The sequence below is a fragment of the Geminocystis sp. CENA526 genome, assembly GCF_050753365.1.
In the GTDB taxonomy this organism is placed as follows: domain Bacteria; phylum Cyanobacteriota; class Cyanobacteriia; order Cyanobacteriales; family Cyanobacteriaceae; genus Geminocystis.
Genome location: NZ_JBLZFY010000202.1, coordinates 1 through 3,156, shown reverse-complemented (window position 1 = coordinate 3,156; position 3,156 = coordinate 1). Strand labels below are relative to the sequence as shown.

3 protein-coding genes are annotated in these 3,156 nt (G+C 35.7%); all 3 read right to left on the bottom strand.

Annotated elements, in window-relative coordinates:
• Positions 1–256, bottom strand: a 256-nt coding sequence (locus tag ACN4EE_RS22575; RefSeq protein ID WP_431708767.1) for a hypothetical protein, incomplete at its 3' end; no start/stop codon positions are given.
• A gap of 131 nt (positions 257–387) precedes the next feature.
• Positions 388–1,269, bottom strand: coding sequence for a M48 family metallopeptidase (locus ACN4EE_RS22570; protein WP_431708766.1), 882 nt, complete (start codon positions 1,267–1,269; stop codon positions 388–390).
• Between the two features lie 218 nt (positions 1,270–1,487).
• Positions 1,488–3,156: dynamin family protein (locus tag ACN4EE_RS22565; RefSeq protein WP_431708765.1), on the bottom strand; the 1,669-nt coding region annotated here is incomplete at its 5' end.

The following is a 3,156-nucleotide window of genomic DNA, read 5'->3' as shown; positions in this document are numbered from 1 at the left end:
GTATATCATTAAAAGAATATTGAGGGAAATATTGAGGAGAAGTCAACAGTTTTGTGACGGTGAGAGGAGTATCTTCATAAGCAATATAAGCCAAGCGACATAAATAAGCCATGTTGAGAATATAAGATTTATCAACTTGAACAGCTAAGGGTAAAGACTCTATCTCAACTCCCATATAGTTGTTAACAACCCCTTGTGCTAAAGATTTAGCCATGAATTTGATAGAATTATTAAGATTAGAGCGGAAGTTAACCATTGAAAATGTCCTCCTAAATCTATTAGTTTGTTTACAGGCAAGATGCCTGTTTTACGGTATCGAATGTTTTACGGTATCGAATTGTGGGGCTTGATACATGATGCTCATACTCACCCTTGTATTGTGTAACGTCAAAAGTTAAGGGATTCAGGAGGTTTCCACGGGTGTTGTTTTTGCCAAGGTAGATTTTTTTTACGCCAATCAGAATTAGAATTGTCAAGAATATTTTGATAGTTTCCTGAATCGTACCATTTCAAAAGTTCAGCACCTCTCATCACCGTCCAAGGATGAGAATTTCTCATGGTACTAACTACTTTAGCAACTAAATCTAAAGCATCATAGTCATAATCTTGAAACTCTTTTGCTTGTTCAATAAAATCATCGATTAATTCTGAATTAAAATATTTAATCGGTAATCCTGCCATTTTGATTAAGGCTGTCATTGCGGTTTTTATATCTTGACAAGTTAATAATGCGGTGCGATCGGCTGTTAATTCTGCCATGCGTTGCCAATTAAACAAGGCTAATTCAATACCTAAAGAGATTGTGCCTCCAAAACCTAAAGTCATATCTCCCAAAATTCGAGTGATGATAGGCATAAAGGAAGCCATTTGGTAATATAAAACATGATTGCTTTTAATATGACCTAATTCATGACCGATAATAAATAGAAGCTCATCTTCTGTCAATAAATCGACACAACCAGAGTTAATCACTAAAATCGGATTTTCGATACCTGCGGTAAAAGCATTAATGCCATAACTCCAATCAATGTAAAAACTAGGTAATTTTTGGATATTAAGTATCTCACAGGCTTCTTCTAAGGCATTATATAAAGTTGGAAAATTGGTTTTATTTACTCGTAAGTTACTGCCGGTATATTGAATTTTTAAAATTCTCTCAATGCCAATTTTATTAACTTGTCGAATCAGCATATCTAAACCTGCGGTATTTTCCAACATTTCACGGGTTTCTATGTCAAAAGGATGTTCATAATCTTTTGGATTAATCATCGATAGTTTTTTCCTAACCATAATTTTTTACCTCTTAAATATAGTTATCCCTCAATAAATAATTTTGATTCACCATATCCATTTGACCTCCAGAAAAATATTAATATAGGGTTGTAGGGGTTGAATAATATTCAACCCTTTATTGCTTTCGCCCTTATTACTCTTAAAGGGGTAACTACAAACCTTTTTTGATGGTGAGCATTGCCCACCCTACGGTTTTAGGTTATTTTTTCGAGGAACTGATCATAGGCAGTGTCAATGTCATTCCAAACCGTATAGATTTCACGATCGAAGTTACGGAGTCGATCGATTTCGGCTTGTCGATCGATTTCTTTGGATTGTTTTTGAGCTACTAATTCATCAACGGTGGTTTTACGAGAATTAATATCTTCATTAATTCGACTGATGACTTCTTTTTTGAAAGTGTCAAAAGTTTGTTTAATTTGCAGATAAACCGGATGGGCTTGTTCTTTTGCTAATTTAGGCAATTCTTTTTTCATTTCCTCTTTTGCTCGTTTAGCTAATTCCGCCCTCGCTTTAACTAATTGAGCTCCTCCGACTAAAGCATTAACTACTACAATACCGAGCGGACCTAAGATTGCACCAAAAAGGTTAATCAGAACTAAATTACCGACAACTACTGCTATAAATTGAGTTACTAAACTTTTCCAATTCAAAGCTCCCGTACCCACTAACACCGCACCAGCCGGATTCCCAGTAAATAAACCAACAGCAGTACCTGCCCACTTCGCCCATCTTGGAGATTTATCTTCTGTGGAAATATGATTAGTTTGAATTGTTTGCCCTGAGAGTTTTTCACTCATTTTGTCGGTGACATTGCTATAATTACTACCATATTCATTAGCAATTTGTCCCAGTCGAACAAAAGCCTCTTTCAGTTGTGCCTCACAACGCCTTGTCCATTGTGCCATACGGTCTTTAAAATAACCCTCAAAGGCTTTTTGCAATTTTGCCTCAAATTCTTTGCGTTTTCCGCCTCTTAATAATTCCAAGACTTTCAAATCTGGTTGATAAGGTTCAAAATCCTTTTCAAAGGTATTAGATAAGTTACACAAGTAGTTATAGAAATCATCAGCTAAATTCTCGGCGTTACTTTCAGCAATATCTTCTATTTCTCCCTGAAAATTATCCCGAATGGCTTTAAGATTCTCGTATTCAGGACGAGCTGATTTGATTCTTTCGATTAACTCATCTAAACCCATATCTATCTGGGGTAAACGTTCTTCTACTTTATTATGAACTTCCAGATGAACCTGACGGGCTAAACCTTTAACTTTTTTGATTTCGGCAAATAAACGTTCCCTCGTTAAAAAATGATCTAAAGCCGGTAAGAATCGATCGAAACCAGTACCTTGCAATGAACCGGGGGGATCTTTTTTCAAGGCTTTAAATGCACCCAGAGAATTAAGCTCAAAAACTCTTTGTTCGTACAAATTTTTTCCTTCCGTCATACAATAAGACTCAAGATTACTGCGAAAAACTTGACGGAGTTTTCTTTCAGCCTCTTCTAATTCATCTTCATCTTCTAGTTTAGAAACAATCGTATCCCATTGATTAATTAAAAAGAAGACGTTTAAATCTTGACCTTTAATATAACGTTCTAAATAGTTACGTTCTTCTTTAGTACAGGGCTGTGTAGCACAAAGCACAAAAAGAATGGCATGAGCCTGACTAATATAGCCTAAACTGAGTTCATTTCGAGCTTCCGTATCATTTAAGCCAGGACTATCAATAAATGCCACTCCTTTCTCTAGTAGAGGCAATGGATATTCAACAATGGCATAATCGACATCAGGAAAAGCCTTTTTGTCCTCCTTGTCTAATTGTTTGGCTTCATCTGCACGAATAGTATATATTTCTTTAAAA

What these genes read in the sequence shown, in the direction of transcription:
- ACN4EE_RS22570 (WP_431708766.1), bottom strand. Translation starts at nt 1,269, where the DNA reads ATGATTAATCCAAAAGATTATGAACATCCTTTTGACATAGAAACCCGT.